The organism is Streptomyces sp. NPDC042201 (assembly GCF_055582185.1).
The window spans coordinates 88,581-104,705 of record NZ_JBVJDS010000008.1 but is presented as its reverse complement, the minus strand read 5'-3'; the positions used below and the strand labels follow the sequence as shown (position 1 = coordinate 104,705).

The window sequence follows — 16,125 nt, the reverse complement described above, 5'->3', positions numbered from 1 at the left end:
GTGGCATCCTGTCAGCGCAGCGCGCCCCCGCCCGGCCGACACCGCCGCCCCGGCGCGCACCGTCCCCCGGCTGGCCCACAATGGGCCGGGTGACCGACCGCGTTCCCTTCCCCCTCCTCGCACCGCTGCTCTCCGCCGAGGGCCAGGCCCTCCTCGCCGAGCTGCGCGACCACGACCCGGCGCGGGAGCTCACCCTCGCCACCCGGCTGCGCCGCGAGCACCCGGCCGAGCTGGTCTCGGCGGCCATGGCGCAGGCGCGACTGCGGCAGCGGGGGGTGGCGAAGTTCGGCGCGGACGACGCGTACCGCATGTACTTCACGCCGAACGGCGTCGAGCAGGCCACCCGTGGCAGCGTCGCCGCCCACCGGGCCGCCCGGTTCCGCGATCTGGCCGGCGACCTCGCCCCGGGCTCCGGCGCGGAGTCCGTCCGCGTCACCGACCTCTGCTGCGGCATCGGCGGCGACGCGATCGAGCTGGCCCGCGCGGGCTTCGCCGTGTCGGCCGTCGACCTCGACCCGCTGACCTGCGAGATCGCCCTGACGAATGTGCGGACGCTGGCCCCCGGCGGACCGCCTGTGACGGTGACCCGCGCGGACGTCCTGGAGTACGACCTCACCGGTGCCCAGGCCCTCTTCATCGACCCCGCGCGACGCGGCGGCCGGGGCAGAATCTTCGATCCGGAGGCGTACTCACCCCCGCTCTCCTGGGCCCTCGACGCGGTACGCCGGGCCGGCGCCGGCGCGGTCAAGATCGCGCCCGGCATTCCGCACGAACTGATCCCGGCCGACTTCGAGGCCGAGTGGATCTCGGACGGCGGCGACGTCAAGGAGGCGGTGCTCTGGCACCACGGCGCCGGGCCGCACAACGCCACCGGGCCGGGAGCCGTGGTCCCCGGCGCCCGCCGCGCCACCCTTCTCCCGTCCGCCACCACCCTCACCGGCCGTGGCCTGCCGAACCCGCACGTCCGTAAGACCGGCCGGTTCCTGTACGAGCCCGACGGCGCCGTCATCCGCGCGCATCTGGTCGCGGAGGTGGCCGAAGAGCTGGACGGCGGCCTGATCGACGAGACGATCGCGTACATCACGGCCGATGAGCTCCGTTTCACCCCGTACGCCACCGCCTACGAGATCACCGACGAACTCCCCTTCAACCTCAAGAAACTGAAGGCCCTGCTGCGCGCACGCGAAGTCGGCGTCCTGACAGTGAAGAAGCGTGGCTCCGCGGTGGAACCGGAGGAGCTGCGCCGGCGAATGAAACTCAAGGGACCGCACGCCTCAACGGTCTTCCTCACCCGCGTCGCGGGCGCCCCGACGATGCTGATCGGCCACCCGGCCACGGCGTAGCCGCACGGACCGCCGGACAGGGCCTACCCCAGGTCCGTCAGTTCGTCCGGGTAGATCTGCGACAGCGGCTGCGGGCCGACGTACTGCTGGCAGTTGCACTGGCGCAGTTCGTACCGCAGCGGCTTCTTGTCCTCGCCCCACTCCGTCGGGACCTCCACGTCCTCGTGGCACTTGCCCCGCCGGTCGTGCTTCGCCAGATGGTGCGTGCAGCCGCAGACCGGCACCGGCGGCTTGTGGGCCTCTTCCAGGGCCCGCCGCTCCCGCTCCACCAGCTTGAAGCGTTCAATTCTCCGCTCGTGCCGGGTCCGGAGCGCGGTACGGCCCGTATCGGCCATCCACCCGAAGCCGCCCACGAGGAAAAAGATGAAAATCCACCAGAGCCAGGTCATCCGCCGCCCCTTACCCTGAATGAGGCATGTGTTCCTTATTCAGCATAGGACGGACCCGGCGGAAACCGCCTCAGCGGTGCGCTCCCCCGCCCCTGCGGACCGGCACCGGGCTCAGCAGCCGGGCCGACCAGCGCTGATGCGCGACCGACCGGGCGATGCCCAGCAGGCCGGTCAGCAGGACCGTGGCCTCCAGGCCCAGCGCGTACACCGCGTCGCCCACGGTGACCGGCTCCGGCCCGTTCCCCGCCGCCGTCCAGCCGTGACCGACCGCCCACGCCCCCAGCAGACACAGCAGCACCGACGGCAGCAGCCAGGCGACACACCGCGCGGGCGCCCGCAGCCGCACATCCGTCGCGGGGTCCTGGCCGAGTGCCGCCCAGGCGTCCAGCCGCTGCCGTACGTCATGGCCTCCGCGCAGCCAGAAGCCGAGCCCGACCCCCGCCGGCACCAGGAACACCGCCGCGAGGACCAGCGCCGCCAGCCCGGTCGCCTGGGCCAGACCGCCCTCCTCGAAGCTCTGGATCGCCAGCCCCACGGCCGCCCAGCCGATCACGGCGACCGCCGCCAGCAGCCAGAGCAGCAGCAGCCTCCCGATCGCGAGACCACGCCCGGTCAGTACGGTCATGGCCGCGGCCCGGTCGGCCAGCAGCGCCTCGCGGTCGGGCCAGGAACGGATCTCCTCGGGTGGAGGGGGCGGCGGCAGCGGCGTGCGGCTGATCATTCGGCTGAGGGTAACGGTGCGGGCGGGCCCTGATATTCGGCAGGGTGGTACCGCCGTTCGGCGGTAACGTCACGCACCGATCCGTGCCATCGATCCGTGCCGATCGTCCCCGGCCGGCTCCGAACCACCCCGTCGAGCAGAAGGAATCCGCAGTGACCACCGAACGTATCGGCCCGCCGGCCGTCGCAGGCGAGCGCGAGATGCTGCGTGCCTTCCTCGACTACCACCGCGCGACCCTCGCCCTGAAGACCGACGGCCTCTCCGACGAGGACCTCCGCCGCCGGTCGATGCCCCCCTCGACGCTGTCCCTGCTGGGCCTGGTCCGGCACATGGCCGAGGTGGAGCGCGCCTGGTTCCGCCGGGTGATCAACGGCGAGGACATCCCGCTCGTCTGGTCCGACCAGGGCGACTTCCAGGTGGCGTACGACGCGCGTACGGCCACCCGCGCGGAGGCGTTCGCCGCCTGGCGGACCGAGGTGGAGCACGCGCGCCGGATCGAGCGGGAGGCGGCGTCGCTCGACGTGACCGCCTACGCGGCCAAGTGGGAGGAGGACGTGTCGCTGCGGATGGTGATGCTGCACCTGATCCACGAGTACGCCCGCCACAACGGCCACGCCGATTTCCTCCGGGAGGCGATCGACGGCACGGTCGGAGCCTGAATCACCGGACGGGCTCAGACCTGTTCCGTCGGGCGGATCAGCATCTCGTTGACCGCCATCCGGCGCGGCCGGGTCACGATGTAGTGGATCGCGTCCGCGATGTCCTCGGCCCGCAGGCTCTCCATCGAGTCGTACCAGGCCTCGATGTTCTCGCGGACGCCCTCCCGGATGTGCTGCGTCAGCTCGGTTGCCACCGCGCCGGGCTCCACCGCGCTCACCCGTACATGCTGACCGGCGAGCTCCTGGCGCAGCGCCTCGCTCACCGCCGTGACCCCGAACTTCGTCAGGTTGTAGACGGCGGAGCCGGCGTGGGCCACCCGTCCGGCCACCGAGCTGATGTTCACCAGGTCGGCGACCCCGCGCTGCCCGTCGGCGGCCGCAGCCACCAGGTGCGGCAGCGCGGCATGCGTCACCCGCAGCAGGGCCGACAGGTTGAGATCGACCATCCGCTGCCACTCCTCGACGGGGGTCTCCAGTGCCGGGCCGATCAGCATCACCCCCGCGTTGTTCACGAGGATGTCCAGCCGGCCCGACACCTCCACCACCCGGGCGACCAGCGCCTCCGCCTCTCCCTGCGCGGTGATGTCGACGGCGAAGGCGTGCGCGCTGCCGCCCGCGTCCTGGATACGGGCCACGAGACCGTCGAGCCGGTCCTCGCGACGGGCCACGACCGCGACCGACGCGCCCTCCGCGGCCAGCGACAGCGCCGCCGCCTCACCGATACCACTGCTCGCGCCGGTCACCAGCGCGACCGTTCCGTCCAACCGTCCGATCATGTTCTTCTCCACCTTCGCTCTGTGATCAACGCGGGTCGCCGTGGGGCAGGAGCCTCGGCTACACCCGGTCCTCGCGGGTCTCCGACACCCAGTCCGGGTCGTCATGGTCCGAGCGGCTCCCGACCACGCCCTCGGCCAGCTCGCTCAGCAGCCCGAGCTGCTCGGCGTCGGGAGTGATCTCCAGGGAGCGGATGTTCTCGTCGACGCGAGCCGCCCGCCGTGTCCCCGGGATCGGCACCACCGGCAGCCCCAGCCGCTCCCCCTGGACCCGCAGCCACGCCAGCGCCACCTGGGCCGGCGTGGCGTCCAGCTCGGCCGCGATGCCCTGGATGGCCCGTACGACGGCCTGATTGCGGTCGAAGGCGTCGCCGGAGAACCGCGGCAGCCCCGAACGCCAGTCGCCGCTGACAGCGGACCGGTCCGCGAGCGTGCCCGTGAGGAAGCCGCGGCCCAGCGGTGAGTACGGCACAAAGCCCACGCCCAGCTCGGCGGCCGCCGGCACCACCGCGCGCTCCACATCACGGCTCCACAGCGACCACTCGCTCTGCACGGCCGCGATCGGGTGCACGGCATACGCGCGCCGCAGCTCGTCGGCGGTCACCTCGGACAGCCCCAGATGCCTGACCTTGCCCTGCCGGACCAGCTCCGCCATGGCTCCGACCGTCTCCTCGACGGGAACGGACACATCGCGGCGGTGCAGGTAGTACAGGTCGATGGTGTCGATGCCGAGCCGCTTCAGGCTCGCGTCGGCCGCGGACCGTACGTAGCCGGCGTCACCGCGCGTCGTCATGGCGTCGGTGCCGGAATCGGACCCGCCGAGCACGATGCCGAACTTGCTCGCCACGGTCACCTCGTCCCTGCGCTCGGCCAGCAGCCGCCCGACGAGCCGCTCGTTCTCTCCGGCGCCGTACACGTCGGCCGTGTCGATGAGCGTCACCCCCTGGTCGACGGCGTGATGCAGGGTGGCCAGGGACTCCCGTTCCTCGGCGGGTCCGTAGACGTCGGACAGGCCCATCGCGCCATAACCGAGCGCGCTGACCACGAGTCCGTCGCCGAGGAGGGTGGTGGGGACGTGCGTCATGGGCGGTGTTCCTTAGAAGTCGAAGAAGGCCGGAGAGGATCCGGGGAGGGTCCGGGGAACCGGGAGCGCCGGACAGGCTCGTCCCCCGGCCGCCCTTCCACACAACCACCGCGCGGCCCCGCCCGCACCACCTCAGCCACTCCCTGCCCGGACCTGGATCCGGTGGTCCGGGGTCCGGCCTGCCCAGGTCCGGCAGACCTACCCTGAGCAGGCCGGACCCGCCGCCGCCCGGCTACAGTCGACGGCGTGGAGCACAACACCGAACTGCGGGAGTTCCTCCGCACCCGGCGTGCCAGGATCAGCCCCGAGCAGGCCGGCGTCCAGCCTCATCCGGGCCCGCGCAGGGTGCCCGGTCTGCGGCGTGAGGAAGTGGCGTATCTCGCCGGGGTCAGCGCGGACTACTACGCGCGCCTGGAGCAGGGACGTAACCTCAACATCTCGGACAGCGTCCTCGACGCCGTCGCGCGCGCCCTGCGCCTGAACGCGACCGAACGCGATCACCTCTTCGCCCTGGCCCGCCCGCCCCACGGCCGCTCGCGCCGCCGGTCACCGGCCGCGCAGCGGATCCGGCCAGGAGTGCTCCATCTGCTGGCGGGCCTCGACCATCTGCCGATGTTCATGATCGGCCACCGGATGGACATCCTCGCGTCCAACCGGCTGGCGCACGCCCTGCTCACCGACTTCGACGCGCTGCCCGCCCGCGAACGCAACTTCGCCCGCTACCTCTTCCTCGACCCCACCGCGCGCGAACGCTTCGTGGAGTGGGACGAGATGGCCGCGGACAGCGTCGCCAACCTGCGCCGCTACAGCAGCCGTTTCCCACACGATCCCCGACTGGCCGACCTGATCGGCGAGTTGTCCGTCCAGGACGCGGACTTCCGCCGCTGGTGGGCCGATTACGACGTGCGGTACGCAACTCATCGCGTCAAGCATGTCCGCCACCCCGCCGTCGGTGAGCTGGTCCTCGACTGCGAGACGCTGGTCTTCCCCGACGACCCCGACCAGATGATCAACCTCCTCACCGTGGAGCCGAACTCCCCCTCGGACCGGTCCCTGCGCCTGCTCGGCTCACTGACCTCGGCTCCGCTGGAGTTCGGGGCGTGAGGGTGTGTGTCGGACACGGCTGCCCGGCCGTCCGCGAGTAGTTTCGTGGCAGAACGACCGCTGCCGACCGAGGGTCCGCCCATGCCGCCGCTGTCCCTCGTGTACCTGCTGAGAAGGCTGCTGGGCAATGACCGCTGGCAGCGGCTGCACGTACGGGCCGCCGTGTGGGCCACCCTGGCCGTCGTGGTGGTCCTGCTGGCCGGCTCCTGGGCCATCGTGCCGTTCGAGGTGTCCGCGCCCCACGCGACCATCACCTCGTTCCCGCTGGCCCTGTGGTGGTCCGTCGAGACCGCCACCACCGTCGGATACGGGGACCTGTATCCCGTCACCGCACCGGGGCGTGTCATCGCCACGGTGGTGATGCTGGCCGGGATTTCCGTGTTCAGCATCGTCACCGCGTCCGTCGCCACCTGGTTCGTCGGCGGCGCGGCCCGCGACGCGCGCCGGCTCGCCCTGGCCTTCGAGCACGTCGAGCGGGAGGGGAAGGCCGGCGCCTCCGACGAGATGCGCGCCGTCCACGACCGGTTCGATCGGCTCGAACACCTGATCAAGAACCCCGGCGGGCCCCCGGCCCCGAAGTAGCGGCTACGTCGGCAGCGGCAGATCGGCGGCCATCAGCAGCATCAACTGCTCAAGGCCCGGCCGGTCCACCGTCGACAGGCGCTCCGCGTGCTGCTCCACCATCCGCTCGAAGAGCTTCCTGGCCTCGCGCGCGTTGCTCGACTCGCCGCCCTCGGCGGCCAGCCGGCCGAAATGCCCCCGGAGCAGCGGCGGGACGGCCTCATCGAGAACGTACTGGTTCGTGTCGGCGATGAGTTCGGTGATCTCCACCAGTTCTTCCACGCTGTACGGCGGGAACTCGATGGTCCGTGAGAAGCGCGACCGCAGTCCCGGGTTCGCGTCCAGGAAGTCGTTCATCTCCGCCGTATAGCCCGCGACGATCACCACCACGTCCTCGCGCCGGTTCTCCATCAGGGTGACGAGTTCGTCGATCGACTCCTGCCCGAAGTCGGCGTTGACGCCGAACTTCCTCGACAGCGCGTACGCCTCGTCGATGAACAGCACTCCGCCGGTGGCCTTGGTGAACGCGTCCCGGGTCTTCTGAGCCGTTGAGCCGAGGTACTGGCCGACCAGCTCGCTCCGGCTCACCTCGTGGACCGCTCCGTTCGTGAGGACGCCCAGCGCCGCGAGGATCTGCCCGTACAGCCGCGCCACCGTCGTCTTTCCGGTGCCGGGCGGCCCGGAGAAGACCAGATGCCGGCTGAGCGCCGGTGTCGGCAGCCCGGCGGCCTCGCGGTGCTGCGCGAGCTTGATCATGTTGATCTGGGTACGGACCTGCCGCTTCACCGGAGCCAGCCCGACGAGCCGGGTGAGTTCGGTCAGGGACTCGTGGTCCGCGGGCGGTGCGGTGGTACGGCCGCTCCGCCCGTCCCGCCCTCCTTCGCCGCCGGACGAGGCAGCGGCGGAGACGGCGGCGGCGCCCCGCGGTCCTCCTGGCCGACGCGTGGAGGAAGGCCCCGAGCCGATCGCCGAGTCGGTGACGTCCTCCTCACAGCTGTCCTCGATCCGCAGGTCACCCCGGGCGTTGCCGGACACCGTGGAACCGTTGAGGATGACGCGGGCCGAGCCCTTGCCCCAGACCCCGGTTCCGCCGCAGCCGCGCACGGTCAGCCGCGTCGCGTCGATACGGGCCTGGCCGTCGACCGTCACCCCGTGCGCGTCCCCGCCGGTCACCGAGCAGTCCGACAGCGTCGCCCGCGCCTTGCCGGCGAGAACGATGCCGCCGCGCCGGGCTCCGCTGATCGTCGCGCCGGTCAGCTCGACCGACATGTCCTTCTCCCTGGCCTCCACCCCGACTCCGCAGCGCTCGATCGTCAGGTCCTCGAAGTGCGCGTACGAGCGTTCCTCCAGCCGCACCGCGACATCGTTCCCCTTCAGGGTCACCCCGGTGAAGCGGCCGCGTCCCCCCGACATCCAGACGCCTTCCTCGCCGCCCTCCACCGTGAGTCCGTGCACGGTGGTCGCGCTGTCTCCGGCGACGTGGATCCCGTACCGCGCCGCGGAGTTGATCACGCAGTCCGTGATCTCGCTCGTGCCACGGGTGGTCATCAGCACGCCCGCGCTCCGGCACTCGCTGATGCGCACATCCTTCAGGGTGGCTTCGCCGTCGTCGAACACGCTGATGCCGTGCTCGGCGCGGTCGACGCTGGTCCGGTGGACGGCGCCGGTCGCGTGCCCCAGGAAGGCGATGCCCGACGTGGACACGTCGTGCACCGCGCAGTCGGCGACGGTCATCTCGGCGTCGTAGGCGACGGACAGGGCCGTATTGCCCGTGCCGCTGACGTCGCACCTCTCGATCAGCGCGGTGGATCCGTTGACCCGGACGCCGTGGACCGCCGGTTTGGTGATCGTGCAGTCCTTGACCGTCACCGCCCCGCCCTCCACCACCGCGATGGCGTTCCCGACGGAGTCATGGAAGCGGCAGTCCTCGATGGTGGCCTTCGCACCGGCGAGCAGGACCTCTCCGCCCCGGGCGACCGTGCCCCGCATGGCCAGCTCGGTCCCGCGGTCGCCGCGGACACAGACCCCGTCGGCTCCCTGCCCCAGCACCTCGCAGTCCCGCAGGGTCAACGTCCCCTTGGTGCACCACAGCGCCGTGGCCCCGTAGCTGACCAGGCGGATGCCCTCCAAGGTCACGGCGCCCGAACACTCCAGGGTGGTGCTCCCGGACGCGGTGATCGTCACCTCGGCGCCGGGGTCGACGGGAGCAAGCTCCACCGTGCCGCGGATCGAGAGCTTCTCGGTGTAGGTCCCGGCGTCGAGGAGGATGCGTACGCGTTCCCCGAGCGCCGTGCCCTCAAGGGCGGCGACAATCGTGGGAAAGGCCCCCGCCGCCGTGGGGGATACGCGGACGGTCTGTGCCACGGTGCACTCCGATCAGTCGATCCACCCGGACCCCGGCCTAGGTCGGACCCGCCCTACTAGGTCGGACACGGCCTAGTGAGCGATGCCGTCGATCAGTTCTCGCGCACCCTGGCGCAGCAGGGTGACGGCGACGGACGTGCCGAGGGTGGCCGGGTCGAGCGGACCCGCCCACTCGTGCGCGTTGAGGACCGTCTTGCCGTCGGGGGTGAACACGCAGGCCCGCAGCGACAGATCGCCGTTGCGCCCCGCCTTCGCGTGGCCGGCGATCGGGGAGTTGCAGTGTCCCTGGAGGACATGGAGGAACATGCGCTCCGCGGTGGCCTCGCGGAAGGTACCGGGGTCGCCCAGGGGGCTGACGGCGTCGATGGTGGCCGAGTCGTCCTCGCGGCACTGAAGGGCCAGGATGCCCGCGCCGATGGGCGGCATCATCACCTCGGGCGACAGGATCTCGGTGATCACGTCCGGGCGGCCGATGCGCTCCAGCCCGGCCACCGCCAGCAGCAGCGCGTCCGCTTCGCCCGCCGCCAGCTTCTCCAGCCGGCGGTTGGCGTTGCCCCGGAACGGGACGCACTCCAGATGCGGGTGGGAGGCGGCGAGCTGGGCGATACGGCGGACGGAGGAGGTGCCGATCCGGGCCCCGTCCGGAAGCTCGTCGAGGGTGAGCCCGCCCGGATGGATCAGGGCGTCGCGGATGTCGTCCCGCTCGAGGAACGCGGCGAACAGGGTGCCGGCCGGGAGCGGCCGGTCGGCGGGCACGTCCTTGACGCAGTGCACGGCGAGGTCCGCTTCCCCGGCGAGCAGGGCGGCATCGACTTCCTTGGTGAACGCCCCCTTGCCCTCCACCAGGGACAGGTCACCCATCCACTTGTCGCCCGTCGTCCTGACCGGCAGCACCTCGGTCGTCATGCCGGGGTGGAGCGCGGCCAGTTCGGTACGGACACGCTCGACCTGGGCCAGGGCCATGGGCGAGTCACGGGACACGATGCGGATCAGCTCAGGAGCGGACATGGCGCCCACGATAGACCGCGGGCCTCCGCCGCCGGCCGCCAGCCCCGGCGGCCATCTCAGGTGTGTGGCACGCGAGTTGGGGACGTCGGGCAGGTGTACGAATGGCGACAGCGGAAGGGGACGGCTCGCGCGCTCTCCTCGGTCCCCTCGGCGCACGCGCGGTCTACTGTTCGGCGATCTCCCGGAGCTCGACGGTCATGTTGAACTCCTCCTCGTGGAGCTCCACGAAGCGCCGGGTCCACTCGACGGCCTGCTCCTTGTCCGTGGTCCGGATCATCGCGTACCCGCCGACGACCTCCTTGGTCTCGGTGAAAGGACCGTCGGTGACGGTGAGCTTCCCGCCGCTCAGCTTGAACCGCACGCCACTGGAGGTCGGCGTCAGCCCGGAGGTGTCGAGCAGCACCCCGGCCTCGGTCATCTCCTCGATCAGCTTGCCCATGCGCTCCATCAGCTCGGGGCTGGGTCCGTCGTCGGGCGTGTTCTGCTCGTCGATCATGATCAGCGAAAGAAAGCGTGGCACGGTGGCTCCTCGGTGTGCCGACCCTGACGGATCGGGCTGGTGGGCCGGGCTGTCCGCCCGCCTCACCCTTACGTCGAACGGGAGCCACCCGAAGCGACACACGCCGGGATTTTTCTTTTCCCCGCACCGCCGTGCGAGCGGATCAGCCCTGCGTGGGCCGGGTTTCCGCGCCGAGGGACTCGAAGCGCCAGCGGTGGACCGGGCGCGTGATCGCGTCGGGGTCGGGGTCCGGGAGTTCGGGTACGTCGGCTTCGTACGGGCCGTCCCACCAGGTGATGACCAGGACGCGGTCCTGCGGGGCGCGCAGGAGTTCGCGGCGCAGGGGGGCGGGCGCCAGGGTCTGCGCGCGCGCCCATTCCAGCAGCTCCGCGCCCCGGCCGGGCACCGCCTTGGCCTCCCACATCAGCGCGACCGTCATGACTGCCTCATGAGTACAGGTTGTCCTTGCTCAGCTCGTGCAGATGGTCGTGATCGTGGCCGTGGCTGTGGTCGTGACCGTGACCGTGGCTGTGGTCGTCGCCGTCGTGGCCGTGGTCGCGGCCCGGCACATGCGGTTCCGTGACCGGCAGCGACGAGTCCGCCGACAGCTCCCAGTCCGAGGCCGGACGGTTGCGCGCCACCATTTCCGCGCCCAGCGCCGCGACCATCGCGCCGTTGTCCGTGCACAGTCCCGGGCGCGGCACGCGCAGCCGGATACCCGCCCGCTCACAGCGCTCCGCCGCGAGCGCGCGCAGCCGCGAGTTCGCCGCGACACCGCCGCCGATCATCAGATGATCGACGCCCTCGTCCTTGCAGGCGCGGACCGCCTTGCGCGTCAGGACGTCGACCACCGCCTCCTGGAAGGAGGCCGCCACATCCCGGACCGGCACCTCCTCGCCCGCGCTCCGCTTCGCCTCGATCCAGCGGGCCACGGACGTCTTCAGGCCGGAGAAGGAGAAGTCGTACGGCGCGTCGCGCGGGCCCGTCAGCCCCCGGGGGAACGTGATCGCGGACGCGTCGCCCTCCCGCGCCAGCCGGTCGATCACCGGGCCGCCGGGGAAGCCCAGCTGCAGGACCCGGGCGATCTTGTCGAACGCCTCGCCCGCCGCGTCGTCGATCGTCGCCCCCATGGGCCGTACGTCGGCCGTGATGTCGGGCGCCAGCAGGAGCGACGAGTGGCCGCCGCTCACCAGCAGCGCCATCGTCGGCTCGGGCAGCGGCCCGTGTTCCAGCTGGTCGACGCAGATGTGGGAGGCCAGGTGGTTCACGCCGTACAGCGGCTTGCCGAGCGCGTACGCGTACGCCTTCGCCGCCGAGACTCCCACCAGCAGCGCGCCGGCGAGTCCGGGCCCCGCCGTCACCGCGATCCCGTCGAGGTCGCGGGCGGAGACCCCCGCCTCCTTCAGCGCCCGCTCGATCGTCGGCACCATCGCCTCCAGGTGCGCGCGGGACGCGACCTCCGGCACCACACCGCCGAAGCGCGCGTGCTCGTCGACGCTCGACGCGATGGCATCGGCGAGCAGGGTCGTCCCGCGGACGACGCCCACGCCCGTCTCGTCGCAGGAGGTCTCGATACCGAGGACGAGGGGTTCGTCAGCCATGGGTTCCCGTTCCTTGTACGTGAAGTCCTTGCACGTGGAGGCGCATGACGAGCGCGTCGACGTTGCCCGGCTGGTAGTAGCCGCGGCGGAAGCCGATGGGCTCGAAGCCGAACCGCTCGTACAGCTTCTGCGCCCGGGTGTTGTCGACCCGCACCTCGAGCAGCACCTCCTCGCATTCGAAGGCGGTGGCGTGGTGGAGCAGATCGCCGAGGAGCCGGGAACCCAGGCCCGTCCCCCACTGGTCGCGGGCGGCGGCGATGGTCTGTACGTCACCGAGCCCGCCGGCGGCCGCGAGTCCGGCGTAGCCGACGATCCCGCCTCCCGCCGTCTCGGCGACCACATAGCGGCGGGTCGCCCGCGGACCGCGCGCATGGGCCAGCTCGGACCAGAACATCCCCGGTGACCAGGCGTCCTCGGGGAAGAGCTCGTGTTCGAGGGCGAGGACGGGCTCGATGTCCCACCAGCGCATCTCACGCAGCACCGTGGCGGCGGACGCCACATCGGTCGCTTCGGTCGTGTCGGTCACTTCGGGGTGACCACCTTGTAGTTCTTGGGCACCTGCGCGTCGGGGCGGCGCAGATAGAGGGGCAGCGGCGGCAGGAACTCCCCGCCGGTCCCGAGCCGCTCGACGGCCAGCGAGGCGAGCGCGGCGGCCGACTGGTACTGCGGGCCACGGGCGTCCGGGAAGGTGTCCGGGTAGAGCAGCGCGCCAGCGCCGACGGCGGGCAGGCCCGCGACCTGGTCGGCGATATCGGCCGGCCGGTCGACGGCCGGCTCGGTCAGGCGCGTACGGGCGTCCGCGTACCGCGCCCAGTAGACCTCCTTGCGGCGCGCGTCCGTGGCGACCACGAACGGCCCGTCGACCGGTCCCTCGGCCTCGGACGCGTACGCGAGCCCGTCCAGCGTACACAGGCCGCGCACCGGCACCCCGAGCGCGGAGCCGAAGGTCAGGGCCGTCACCAGCCCGACCCGCAGACCGGTGTACGGGCCTGGCCCCACCCCGACGACCACCTCCGTCACGGCGTCCAGTTTCACCCCGGCCCCGGCGAGAACGCGGTCGACGGCGGGAAGCAACAGCTCCCCGTGGCGGCGCGCGTCGACCTGACTCTCGGTGGCCAGGACGGAGGAACCGTCGTGGAGAGCGACGGTGACGGCGGGCGTGGCGGTATCAACGGCGAGCAGAAGCACGCAAACAGCGTACGGCTCCGACGCCCGGGGCACGGCGCCCCGTCCCGTCAGCCCGCTGCTGCTAACGTCACCACGGAGTCATACGTACGAGAGGTGGATCAAGGTGTCCAGGAGCAGCTCGGGAATCGTGGCCGGGCTCACCGCGGCGGCCATCGCCGCGGTCGGCTTCCTCGCTTACCAGGCGTCGGCGAACGTCCCCGCCAACCTCTCGAAGCCGAAGACACCGAGCGCCTCTCCCGCCGGCTCGGCCGGCGCCCCGGCGCAGAAGCGGCGGAACCCGCTGACCCTCCCGGCGGAGTCGGGCAAGGGGCTGCGGGTCGTCTACGGGCTGGGCGACCGGCGGGTGTGGCTGGTGAACGAGAAGGACCAGGCGACCCGGACCTTCCCGGTCATGCCGAGCAAGATCAGCCCGCCGCCCGGTTCGTACGTGGTGACCTCGCGGTCCGGTGCGGTCACGGGCTCGGACGGGGTACGGATCGAGCACGTCGTGCGGTTCACGTCCGTCAACGACGTGGTGATCGGATTCAGCTCGGCGGTGGACGGCTCGCTGTCCAGCCCCGACCCGACCCTGAAGACGGGCGGGGTCAGGATGAAGCGGGCGGACGGCAACGCGATGTGGTCGTTCGCCACGGTCAGCACGAAGATCGTCGTCGTTCCGTAGCCGGGTCTTCTCCCCTACGGCCCTTCGCCTCAGGCGGCGTGCTGCCGCTCCGCGGCGGCGGCCGCCGCTGCCGCTTGTGCGACCGCTACCGCCGAGGGCTCCCGGGGCGGTGTGGAGACCGCCGCGGCCGCCACACAGGACGCCAGCAGATCCCTCATGGACATGGACGACGGGGACGGTGACTGCTGCGGACGCGCTTCGCGCTCTGGCGTCGACATGGATGCCTCCTGGGGCTCCGGGGGCAGGCGTGGTTAGGTAGACCTAACCGCGTCTCGATACCATGTGACCACGCCCGGCACGGCAGGCGCAACATTTTGCCGACGTCTTGTCGGAAAGCACGGAACGACCCGCCCGGTCAGCGCGTCAGCGGCCCCAGATCCGCGTCCGCCCAGCGGCTGCCGAGCCCGGTCAGGGTGACGGTGCGCCGGTCGTCCTCGCCCGCGTCGATGTCCACGGCGCCCACGACCCGGTGGATCACCACATGCAGCCGGTCGTCCGACAGCTCCTCGACCTTGCCGTCGCCCCACTCCACGACCACGACGGAGTCCGGCAGCGAGACATCGAGGTCGAGGTCCTCCATCTCGTCCAGTCCCCCGCCGAGCCGGTACGCGTCGACATGGACCAGCGCGGGACCGCTGACCAGGGAGGGATGTACGCGGGCGATCACGAAGGTGGGGGACGTGACGGCGCCACGGACCCCGAGTCCTTCGCCGAGGCCCCGGGTCAGGGTGGTCTTGCCCGCGCCGAGTTCACCGGCGAGCATCACCAGGTCGCCGGGGCGGAGCAGCTCCGCGAGCCTGCGGCCCAGCTCCCGCATCCGCTCGGGAGAGTCGATCGTGATCGTGACACCGGCGTCAGCCGCCGGGCTGTGCGCTGCTTCCATACCGGCCAACGTTAGCGTCGGCCGGCACCGCGCCGACCCGTGCCAGCAGGTCGGCGAGCCGGTCCGTGACGGCCTCCGGGTGCTCCAGCATCACCAGATGCCCGGCGTCGGGTACGAGCACCAGCTCCGCGTCCGGCAGCAGATCCGCGATGGCCTCGCTGTGCGAGCTGGGTGTCACCAGATCGCTCTCCCCGGCCAGCACGAGCGCCGGGATCTCCAGGAAGACCGAGAGCGCCTGCGCCTTGTCGTGGTCGGTGAAGGCCGGGTAGAACTCCGCGACGACATCGATCGGGGTGCCCTCGATGAGCCGCTCGGCGAACCGTACGACCGCGGGGTCCACGTCCTTCGAGCTGAACGAGTACCGCTTGATCAGTCCCGCGAAGAGATCGGCGGTGGCCCGCCGGCCGCGCTCGACCAGGTCGGCCTGCGAGCCGAGCGCCTTGAGGACGCCGGGGAGCACACGGCGTACGGCGTTCACGCCCGCGACCGGCAGCCCGTAGTTGACCTCGCCGAGCTTTCCGCACGACGTGCCGACGAAGACGACACCGGCGACCCGTTCCCGTATCAGCTCGGGGAACTGGTCGGCGAGGGCCATCATCGTCATCCCGCCCATGGAGTGGCCGACGAGCACGAGCGCTCCCTCGGGCGCCGCCGCGTCGATGACGGCCTTGAGGTCGCGGCCGAGCTGGTCGATGGTGACCGGGACGGCGCCCTCGCCGTGCTGCGCGACGCCACGGGCGGAGCGGCCGTGGCTGCGCTGGTCCCAGTGGACGGTACGGACGAGTCCGCGCAGGGCGGCGCGCTGGAAGTGCCAGGAGTCCTGGTTGAGGCAGTAGCCGTGGCTGAAGACGACGGTGACGGGCGCGGGGGTCTTGCGGCCGAAGAGGCGCCGGCGGCGGGGCGCGGACGCCGCCTTGGGCCCGCTCCCGCTCCCGTTTCCGGCCCCGGTCCCGGCCGTGGTCCCGGTCTCCGGGTCGAGGTCGTCGATCTCGTAGTACAGCTCGGTGCCGTCGTCGGCGAGGGCCTTGCCCGGGGTGCCGCGCAGTCCGCCGTACGGCCCTGACGAGTCGAGCGCGAGCCGTGCCTTCCTGCGCATGCCGCGGCCGACGGTCATCCTCTCGATCGCGACGCCGGCGGCCGCACCGGCGGCGATCACGCCTATCGCGGCGCCGGCGACCCCGGCCCGGCGCCAGGTGCCGTTGGCGGCCGCCGTGGCGGTGGCCGTGGCCACCCTGACGGCCGCTGTGGACGCCACGTCCCCCGCCGCGCTTTTCTCGCTCACCCTGC

The 16,125-nt window shown here is 71.8% G+C and carries 19 protein-coding genes; 5 read left to right on the top strand and 14 right to left on the bottom strand.

Annotated features, from left to right (window positions below):
- Window positions 1-80 precede the first annotated feature (80 nt).
- The gene (locus tag ACZ6MZ_RS20650; protein WP_469353438.1) at window positions 81-1,343 is read left to right on the top strand and encodes a THUMP-like domain-containing protein; all 1,263 of its coding nucleotides are present in this window, start codon (window positions 81-83) and stop codon (window positions 1,341-1,343) included.
- Window positions 1,344-1,366: 23 nt separating this feature from the next.
- Here the strand turns inward: ACZ6MZ_RS20650 and ACZ6MZ_RS20645 are convergent, their stop codons facing one another.
- Window positions 1,367-1,732 (bottom strand): hypothetical protein, encoded by a 366-nt coding sequence (locus ACZ6MZ_RS20645; protein WP_384188805.1) that lies wholly within the window; start codon window positions 1,730-1,732, stop codon window positions 1,367-1,369.
- A gap of 70 nt (window positions 1,733-1,802) precedes the next feature.
- A complete protein-coding gene (locus ACZ6MZ_RS20640) occupies window positions 1,803-2,453 on the bottom strand; it encodes a hypothetical protein (protein ID WP_469353436.1) in 651 nt (216 codons plus the stop codon).
- A gap of 152 nt (window positions 2,454-2,605) precedes the next feature.
- Here ACZ6MZ_RS20640 and ACZ6MZ_RS20635 point away from each other — a divergent pair, with 152 nt between their 5' ends.
- The gene (locus tag ACZ6MZ_RS20635; protein ID WP_384336289.1) at window positions 2,606-3,112 is read left to right on the top strand and encodes a DinB family protein; all 507 of its coding nucleotides are present in this window, start codon (window positions 2,606-2,608) and stop codon (window positions 3,110-3,112) included.
- A gap of 14 nt (window positions 3,113-3,126) precedes the next feature.
- On the opposite strand, the gene ACZ6MZ_RS20630 is transcribed toward ACZ6MZ_RS20635, so the two are convergent.
- Entirely contained in the window at window positions 3,127-3,888 is a 762-nt protein-coding gene (locus tag ACZ6MZ_RS20630) for an SDR family NAD(P)-dependent oxidoreductase (RefSeq protein WP_469353433.1), read from the bottom strand.
- 58 nt (window positions 3,889-3,946) lie between these two features.
- The gene (locus ACZ6MZ_RS20625) at window positions 3,947-4,969 is read right to left on the bottom strand and encodes an aldo/keto reductase (RefSeq protein WP_469353431.1); all 1,023 of its coding nucleotides are present in this window, start codon (window positions 4,967-4,969) and stop codon (window positions 3,947-3,949) included.
- Between the two features lie 246 nt (window positions 4,970-5,215).
- Between ACZ6MZ_RS20625 and ACZ6MZ_RS20620 the strand changes: the two genes are divergently transcribed.
- Both ACZ6MZ_RS20620 and ACZ6MZ_RS20615 read left to right on the top strand, forming a co-directional pair.
- Window positions 5,216-6,073: a helix-turn-helix transcriptional regulator gene (locus tag ACZ6MZ_RS20620; protein ID WP_469353429.1), complete on the top strand. Its 858-nt coding sequence runs from the start codon at window positions 5,216-5,218 to the stop codon at window positions 6,071-6,073.
- A gap of 45 nt (window positions 6,074-6,118) precedes the next feature.
- The gene (locus ACZ6MZ_RS20615; protein WP_469353427.1) at window positions 6,119-6,655 is read left to right on the top strand and encodes a potassium channel family protein; all 537 of its coding nucleotides are present in this window, start codon (window positions 6,119-6,121) and stop codon (window positions 6,653-6,655) included.
- 3 nt (window positions 6,656-6,658) lie between these two features.
- On the opposite strand, the gene ACZ6MZ_RS20610 is transcribed toward ACZ6MZ_RS20615, so the two are convergent.
- The 7 genes from ACZ6MZ_RS20610 to tsaB all read right to left on the bottom strand — a co-directional run bounded on the left by ACZ6MZ_RS20610 (window position 6,659) and on the right by tsaB (window position 13,294).
- Complete coding sequence (locus ACZ6MZ_RS20610) at window positions 6,659-8,998, bottom strand: right-handed parallel beta-helix repeat-containing protein (protein WP_469353425.1); 2,340 nt, start codon at window positions 8,996-8,998, stop codon at window positions 6,659-6,661.
- A gap of 72 nt (window positions 8,999-9,070) precedes the next feature.
- Window positions 9,071-10,006 carry a hydroxymethylbilane synthase gene (hemC, locus tag ACZ6MZ_RS20605; protein ID WP_469353424.1) on the bottom strand — a complete coding sequence of 312 codons (936 nt, stop codon included), beginning with the start codon at window positions 10,004-10,006 and terminating at the stop codon, window positions 9,071-9,073.
- Between the two features lie 163 nt (window positions 10,007-10,169).
- The gene (locus tag ACZ6MZ_RS20600) at window positions 10,170-10,526 is read right to left on the bottom strand and encodes a YciI family protein (protein WP_389791200.1); all 357 of its coding nucleotides are present in this window, start codon (window positions 10,524-10,526) and stop codon (window positions 10,170-10,172) included.
- 142 nt (window positions 10,527-10,668) lie between these two features.
- Complete coding sequence (locus tag ACZ6MZ_RS20595; RefSeq protein WP_386879133.1) at window positions 10,669-10,944, bottom strand: hypothetical protein; 276 nt, start codon at window positions 10,942-10,944, stop codon at window positions 10,669-10,671.
- Window positions 10,945-10,951: 7 nt separating this feature from the next.
- Entirely contained in the window at window positions 10,952-12,106 is a 1,155-nt protein-coding gene (tsaD, locus tag ACZ6MZ_RS20590) for a tRNA (adenosine(37)-N6)-threonylcarbamoyltransferase complex transferase subunit TsaD (RefSeq protein WP_469353422.1), read from the bottom strand.
- Window positions 12,099-12,575, bottom strand: coding sequence for a ribosomal protein S18-alanine N-acetyltransferase (gene rimI / locus ACZ6MZ_RS20585; protein WP_384188907.1), 477 nt, complete (start codon window positions 12,573-12,575; stop codon window positions 12,099-12,101). The genes tsaD and rimI overlap by 8 nt, the downstream gene beginning before the upstream one ends.
- Before the next feature lie 53 nt (window positions 12,576-12,628).
- Window positions 12,629-13,294, bottom strand: a complete 666-nt coding sequence (gene tsaB, locus ACZ6MZ_RS20580) for a tRNA (adenosine(37)-N6)-threonylcarbamoyltransferase complex dimerization subunit type 1 TsaB (protein ID WP_469353420.1) — start codon at window positions 13,292-13,294, stop codon at window positions 12,629-12,631.
- Between the two features lie 127 nt (window positions 13,295-13,421).
- Here tsaB and ACZ6MZ_RS20575 point away from each other — a divergent pair, with 127 nt between their 5' ends.
- Window positions 13,422-13,955, top strand: coding sequence for a hypothetical protein (locus tag ACZ6MZ_RS20575; RefSeq protein WP_389791226.1), 534 nt, complete (start codon window positions 13,422-13,424; stop codon window positions 13,953-13,955).
- 29 nt (window positions 13,956-13,984) lie between these two features.
- On the opposite strand, the gene ACZ6MZ_RS20570 is transcribed toward ACZ6MZ_RS20575, so the two are convergent.
- The 3 genes from ACZ6MZ_RS20570 to ACZ6MZ_RS20560 form a co-directional block, all read right to left on the bottom strand.
- Window positions 13,985-14,173, bottom strand: coding sequence for a hypothetical protein (locus tag ACZ6MZ_RS20570; protein WP_384188827.1), 189 nt, complete (start codon window positions 14,171-14,173; stop codon window positions 13,985-13,987).
- Between the two features lie 137 nt (window positions 14,174-14,310).
- Window positions 14,311-14,838 (bottom strand): tRNA (adenosine(37)-N6)-threonylcarbamoyltransferase complex ATPase subunit type 1 TsaE, encoded by a 528-nt coding sequence (gene tsaE / locus ACZ6MZ_RS20565; RefSeq protein WP_384336274.1) that lies wholly within the window; start codon window positions 14,836-14,838, stop codon window positions 14,311-14,313.
- The gene (locus ACZ6MZ_RS20560; RefSeq protein ID WP_469353418.1) at window positions 14,810-16,120 is read right to left on the bottom strand and encodes an alpha/beta fold hydrolase; all 1,311 of its coding nucleotides are present in this window, start codon (window positions 16,118-16,120) and stop codon (window positions 14,810-14,812) included. Before ACZ6MZ_RS20560 ends, tsaE begins: the two co-directional genes overlap by 29 nt.
- Window positions 16,121-16,125 lie beyond the last annotated feature (5 nt).